3 protein-coding genes are annotated in these 6,876 nt (G+C 72.1%); 1 reads left to right on the forward strand and 2 read right to left on the reverse strand.

Features of this window, described 5'->3' with window-relative positions; genetic code table 11:
- Positions 1 to 76 precede the first annotated feature (76 nt).
- Entirely contained in the window at positions 77 to 1,708 is a 1,632-nt protein-coding gene (locus SPI96_RS04145) for a ribonuclease J (RefSeq protein WP_321081109.1), read from the forward strand.
- Between the two features lie 154 nt (positions 1,709 to 1,862).
- Here the strand turns inward: SPI96_RS04145 and trpB are convergent, their stop codons facing one another.
- Both trpB and SPI96_RS04155 read right to left on the reverse strand, forming a co-directional pair.
- On the reverse strand, positions 1,863 to 3,212 hold the full coding sequence (gene trpB, locus SPI96_RS04150) for a tryptophan synthase subunit beta (protein ID WP_321081102.1): 1,350 nt from the start codon (positions 3,210 to 3,212) through the stop codon (positions 1,863 to 1,865).
- Positions 3,213 to 3,773: 561 nt separating this feature from the next.
- Positions 3,774 to 6,623, reverse strand: a complete 2,850-nt coding sequence (locus SPI96_RS04155; protein WP_321081103.1) for an FAD-binding and (Fe-S)-binding domain-containing protein — start codon at positions 6,621 to 6,623, stop codon at positions 3,774 to 3,776.
- Positions 6,624 to 6,876 lie beyond the last annotated feature (253 nt).

Genomic DNA, 6,876 nt, shown 5'->3' on the forward strand with positions numbered 1-6,876 from the left:
GCGCAACAACACCCGACGCCGCGGCTCCGGCCGCAAGCCCAAGGGCGCCGGCGCCACCACCCTGCCCGCCAACGGCATGCGGATCACCCCGCTCGGCGGCCTCGGGGAGATCGGCCGCAACATGACCGTCTTCGAGCACCAGGGCAAGCTCCTGATCGTGGACTGCGGCGTGCTCTTCCCCGAGGACCACCAGCCCGGCATCGACGTGATCCTGCCGGACTTCTCCTCCATCCGGGACCGCCTGAAGGACGTGGTGGGCATCGTGCTCACCCACGGCCACGAGGACCACATCGGTGGTGTCCCCTACCTGCTCAAGGAGCGCCCGGACATCCCGCTGATCGGCTCCGAGCTGACCCTCGCGTTCATCTCCGCGAAGCTGCAGGAGCACAAGATCACCCCCACGACCATCCAGGTGGGCGCGGAGGACAAGCAGCAGACGGGCCCGTTCGAGCTCGAGTTCGTGGCCGTGAACCACTCCATCCCGGACGCCCTGGCCGTGGCCATCCGCACCGAGGCCGGCCTCGTGCTGCACACCGGCGACTTCAAGATGGACCAGTTCCCGCTGGACGACCGCCTCACGGACCTGCGTCACTTCGCCCGCCTGGGCGAGGAGGGCGTGGACCTGTTCCTCACGGACTCCACCAACGCCGAGGTGCCCGGGTTCACCGTGTCCGAGCGGGACCTCACCCCCGCCATCGACCGTGTGTTCCGCACCGCCCCGAAGCGGATCATCGTGTCCTCCTTCGCCTCCCACGTGCACCGCATCCAGCAGGTGCTCGACGCCGCCCACGCCTCCGGCCGCAAGGTCGCCTTCGTGGGCCGCTCCATGGTACGGAACATGGGCATCGCCGGGGACCTCGGGTTCCTGAAGATCCCCAAGGGCCTCGTGGTGGACTTCAAGAAGCTGCAGGACATGCCGGACGACAAGATCGCCCTGATCTCCACCGGCTCCCAGGGTGAGCCGATGGCCGCGCTGGGCCGCATGGCCAACCAGACGCACCAGATCAAGCTCAACAAGGGCGACACCGTGCTGCTGGCCTCCTCCGTGGTGCCGGGCAACGAGACCTCGATCACCGGCATCATCAACAAGTTCACCGACATGGGCGTGAATGTGGTGCACAAGGGCAACGCGAAGGTGCACGTCTCCGGGCATGCCTCCGCCGGTGAGCTCGTGTACTGCTACAACATCGTCAAGCCGCGCGGCGTGATGCCCGTGCACGGCGAGTCCGCGCACCTGCACGCCAACGCTCAGCTGGCCATCCGCACGGGTGTGCCGGAGGAGAACGTGATCATGGTCAAGGACGGCGACACCGTGGACCTCGTGGACGGCAAGGCCACCGTGTCCGGGAAGGTCGAGGCCGGCCTGGTGTACGTGGACGGCGACACCGTCGGCAAGGTCACCGAGGGCACCCTCGAGGAGCGCCGCATGATGCAGGAGGGCGGCCTCGTGACCGTCGTCGCCATCGTGGACCCGGACACCAACCAGCTGGCCGAGCCCCTGGAGTTCATGACCAAGGGCTTCATCCAGGACGCCGCCGTGTTCAAGGGTGCCGCGGACAAGGTGAAGTCCGCGCTCGCGAAGTCCTCCGTGCAGGACATCGACGACATCGAGAAGCTCGAGCGGCTGATCGCGGACACCGTGACCCGCCACATGAGCCGCGTCTACCGCCGCACCCCGCTCGTGACCGTGGTGGTCGTGGACGCCTGATCCACTGATCCACTGGCCCGCTGGTTGCCTGCGAGGGCGAGGCCTGACGGGAACGGGGCGGGGCCGACACTGCGTCGGCCTCGCCCCGTTCCCGTTCCCCGCCCCGTTCCCGGCCGCCTGCGACGGTCGCCGTCGCGGGCGTCAGCGCACTGCGTCAGCGCACCGTGCGGTCTGCCTCCCCCTCGATGCCCAGCCGCTCGGCCACGAAGTCCACGTCCTTGTCGCCACGGCCGGAGAGGTTCACGAGGATCCGGGCATCCTGCGGCAGCTCCGCGGCCAGACGCATCGCCCGGGCCACCGCATGCGCGGACTCCAGCGCCGGCACGATCCCCTCGAGCCGGGTGAGCTGCTGGAACGCGTCCAGCACGGCGGCGTCGTCCTCCGCCACGTACTCCACCCGCCCGAGCTGCTGGAACCGGGCGTGTTGCGGGCCCACCCCCGGGTAGTCCAGGCCGGAGGCGATCGAGTGCACCGGGTCCGGGGTGCCGTCGTCGTCCTGCAGCACCAGGGTGGCCATGCCGTGCAGCACGCCGTCGCGGCCGTGGCCCATGGTCATGGCGTGCTCCCCGCGCGCCCCGGACCGGCCGCCCGGCTCCACCCCGACCAGCCGGACGTCGTCGTCCAGGTAGGCGGTGAACGCGCCCATCGCGTTGGAGCCGCCGCCCACGCACGCCACCACCGCGGCCGGCAGCGCCCCGTACCGCTCCAGCAGCTGCGCCCGGGACTCGCGGCCGATCACGGCCTGGAAGTCCCGGACCATCGTCGGGTAGGGGTGCGGGCCCACCACGGAACCGATCGCGAACAGGTAGTCCTCCGGGTGCGCCGCGTACACCTCGAACGCCGAGTCCACGGCCTCCTTCAGGGAGCGGCCCTCCCGGTCCACCGCGACGACGGTCGCCCCCAGCAGGCGCATGCGCACCACGTTCGGGTGCTGCTTGGCGATGTCGATCGACCCCATGTGAATCTCGCAGCCCAGGCCCGTCATGGCCGCGGCCGTGGCCAGGGCGACACCGTGCTGGCCGGCGCCGGTCTCCGCGATCAGGGAGCGCTTGCCCATCCGCTTGGCCAGCAGGGCCTCACCGATGCAGTGGTTGATCTTGTGCGAGCCGGTGTGGTTGAGGTCCTCGCGCTTGAGCAGGATCCGGGCGCCGCCGATCGCGTCCGAGAGACGGTCCGCCTCGGTCACAGGGGAGGGCCGGCCGACGACGTCGCGCAGCAGCCGCCGGTACTCGGCGTAGAACTCAGGATCGTGCCGGGCCTCCTCGTAGGCGGCGGCGACCTCCTGCATCGGCCCGACCAGCGGCGGGGGCAGCACCGCGCCGCCGTACTCGCCGAAGCGGCCGTCCTCGGGGCGGGCCAGCTCAGGGGTCTGCACGAGCGCGGCGGCCTCGGCGAGGGTGGTGGGCTCGACGACGTCGGCCGGGGCGAGGCGCGCGGAGCCGGCGTCGGCTGCGGGGCCGGCGGGGGCCGGGGCGGGGGTCGCGGCGGGCTGGGAGGTGGTCATGGGGTCTCCTTCGGGGGTTGTGCTCCCCGGGCGGAGACGAGAACAGCCGCCCGGCGAGCGGGCGGCTGGTGCGTTCGGATGCGCGAGAGGGGCCGCCCTCAGGCGGTCCACCACTGACGGGTGTGCTGCAGGCGGGAGTGCTGCGTGCGCATCTGCATGGTCCCGAGCGTACACCCGTTGCAGGGGACCACTCACGCTCCGGCCGCCGGTGTGGTCCTGGGTGGGTGGTTCCTGCAGGGCTGAGGGTTCCGGTGGGCCGAGGGCGTGTTCCCGGGTGGGCGGTTCTTGCTGAAACCGACGGTTTCTCTGGGAACCGAGGCGGGCCGCGTCGGTGCGGGGAGAAACCGTCGGGGCAGGGAGAAACCACCGGTGCAGCCAGAGCCCTTCGGCCCTGCCCCGGGACGGGCACAGACAGCTGCCCCCGCCCCGATCGACAGTTCTCCTCCACATCGACAGAAGAACGGTCGATGTGGAGGAGAACTGTCGATGCAGGGGGCAGGAGGCAGGCGGGCTCCCCTGCCACGGTCCCCCGCCCCCGCCCCTCCAACACACCACCCCCACTCACGGGCGGGTGGCGACCTCCAGCAGCTCCAGAGCGTGGCGGTACTCGTGCCCGGTGGCGGCCTTCATGCCGAGCTCGCATGTGCGGTTACCGGAGACGTACCACTGGGTGGGGCGCTCCTTCACCTCGGCGGCCTCGGCACGGGTGGCGGAGGCGGTCAGCTCGGGGTGGAGCATGCCGCGGTCGCCGGCGTAGGCGCAGCAGCCCCAGCTCACGGGCACGTGCACGTCCTCGGGGTCGGCCACGCAGGCCCGCGCCACCTCCACGAGGTCGTCGGCGGCACCGAGATGCTGCGAGGAGCAGGTGGGGTGCACGGTCACGGACTCCACCGGGCGGGTGAGCGTCAGCCGCGGCAGCAGCACCTCCCGGGTGAAGGTCAGCGCGTCCACCACCTCGATGCCCTCCCCGGCGGCACCGGCGGCCTCCACAGCGTTGAGCACACCCTCGGTGCAGCTGAGCGCATCCACCACCACGGGCAGGCGGGTGCCGTCCTCACGCAGGGACGCAGCCGCCAACGACGCCGTCAGCCGCCCCCGCATGAGCTCCTTCGCCTCGGTCATGCCCTTGGAGGAGAAGGGGGTGCCGCAGCAGAGGTCGCCCACGGACTCCGGGGTCACCCCCACGACGCCGGCCCGCTCCAGGAGCCGCTCGAAGGCGGCGGCGGCGCCGATGCCGGAGGTGGCGCCGTCGTCGTCGGCGGGACCGAACATGGTGTGCACGCAGGCCGGCATGTACACCAGCTCCGGGTCCCCGGCCCCGGCGCCCACGGCGCCGACCCGGCGGGCCGCACCGCCCCGGTTCGGCAGCTCCGGCCGGTACTCGGGGATGAGGTCCGTGTTCCCCACCGCGCGGGCGGCATGGGTGGCCAGGCGCGGCGCCCCACCGAGCACCGGCACCTTCCGCACCGCCCCGGCCACCGTCAACGCCGCCGAGGCGCCACGGGTCACCGCACCCCAGTGCCCGGCCGCAGCCTTCCAGGCGACCTCCGCCGGGGCGGGGGCGTCCTCGGCACGCAGCCGGCGCACGAGGTCGCCCGTGTTGATGCCCACCGGGCAGGCGGTCAAGCACATGCCGTCCACCGCGCAGGTGTGCTTGCCCTGGTATTCGTAGGCCTCACGGATGGCCGCGGCGGTCTCCAGATCCCCGGTCTGCTCCGCCCGGGCGGCATCCCGGCGCAGCACGATCCGCTGACGCGGGGTGAGCGTGAGGTCCTTGGAGGGGCACACCGGCTCGCAGTAACCGCACTCCACGCAGCGGTCGGCCTCCACCTCGATCGGCACGGTGGGCTTGAGGTCCCGCAGGTGCAGGGTGGGGTCCTCCGTGAGCACCACACCCGGGTTGAGGATCTGCGCCGGGTCCACCAGGCGCTTGACCTCCCACATCACCTCGTACAGCTCGTCCCCGTACTGGCGGCGCACGAACGGGGCCATCACACGGCCGGTGCCGTGCTCAGCCTTGAGGTTGCCGCCCTGGGCCAGGACCAGCTCCACCATGTCCTCCGTGAAGTCCGCCAGGCGGGTGCTGTCCTTCGTGAGGGACTCATTCACCAGGAAGTGGATGTTGCCGTCCTTGGCGTGGCCGAAGATCACGCACTCCTCATAGGTGTGGCGGTCGAACAGCTCCTGCAGGCCGGCGCAGGTCTCCCCGAGGTTCTGCACGGGCACCACCACGTCCTCCAGCAGCGCGGTGGAGCCCTGCGGGCGGGCCCCGGCCACCGAGGCGTAGAGGCCCTTGCGGGTGGACCACAGGGCGGCACGGCGGGCAGGGTCCGTGGTCATGGCGAACGCGGAGGCGAGGTCCAGGCCGGAGGCCAGACGCTGGACGGCGGCCTCCTTGTCCTTGAGCTCAGCGTCGGTGTCCGCACGCTGCTCCACCAGGAACGCGGCATGCCCGTCAACGTCCACGGACGCGATCTCCTGGGGCACCGACCCCAAACGCTGGGCCACCCTCAGGGACCGGGCGTCCAGCAGCTCCACCGTGGCCAGGCCGGAGTCCACAAGGGCCGGCAGCGCCGCGGTGGCGGCCGCCAGGGTGGGGAAGGTGAGCAGGCCGGTGGTGACCTTCGGTTCGATCTTCACGGTGCTGAACACCGCCTCCGAGATGAACCCGAGCGTGCCCTCAGAGCCGATCAGCAGGTGCGCGAGGATCTGCGCGGGCTCGTCGAAGTCGAGGAACGCGTTGACCCCGTAGCCCATGGTGTTCTTCATCGCGAAGCGCTCGCGGATGATTCGCACGGATTCGTTGTTGCCGCGGACGCGGTCGCGCAGGCGGAGCAGGCCGGCGTGGAGGTCCGGGGCGTCGTGGCGGAGGCGGGCGTCGGCGTCGGGCTGGGAGGTGTCCAGCACGATCCCGGAGGGCAGGACGGCGCGCACCGATTCCATGGTGCGGTAGGTGTTCTGCTCGGTGCCGGCGGCCATGCCGGAGGAGTTGTTGGCGATCACGCCGCCGAGCGTGCAGGCACCCTCGGAGGCCGGGTCCGGGCCGAGGCGGCGGCCGTAGCGGGCGAGCTTCGCGTTGACGTGGCGGACGGTGACGCCCGGGCCGACCCGCACGCGGGCGCCCTCGTCGAGCACCTCGGCGGTGCGGAACGCGGTGCGCACGTCCGCGAGCACGCCGTCGGTCTGGGCTTGGCCGGAGAGGCTGGTGCCGCCGGAGCGGAAGGTGAGGGGGCGGCCGGAGGCGGTGGCCTGGCGCAGCAGCGCGACGACGGCGTCCTCCCCCTCCGGGGTGGCGACGGCCTCCGGGACGAGGAGGTAGTGGGAGGCGTCGTGCGCCATGGCGTGGCGGCGGACGAGGTCCTGGTCCATCGAGGGGCGGGTGGAGGCAGGGCTGGAGGCACGATGGGTCATGCCTCCTATGGTCCTCCCCTCCAGCGGGGTGGGGCGACACCTTACTCCCGAGTTCGGGTGGTGGGGTTGGGGGTGTGGTGAGGCGTGCGCCGAGGCCCCGACCGCGGGTGCCCTGCGCCGAGACTGCAGAAGTGGCGGGCTCAGGCGGCCCGGGGGCCGCCACAGATGCAGTCTCGGGGTGGGGGGAGGACGGCGGGGGCCGCGCGCGGGTGGGCGGATCCCCCCGCATGCAGGGCGCCCAAGCGCTGGCCCC

The sequence above is a fragment of the Micrococcus sp. genome (assembly GCF_034179925.1).
GTDB lineage: Bacteria > Actinomycetota > Actinomycetes > Actinomycetales > Micrococcaceae > Micrococcus.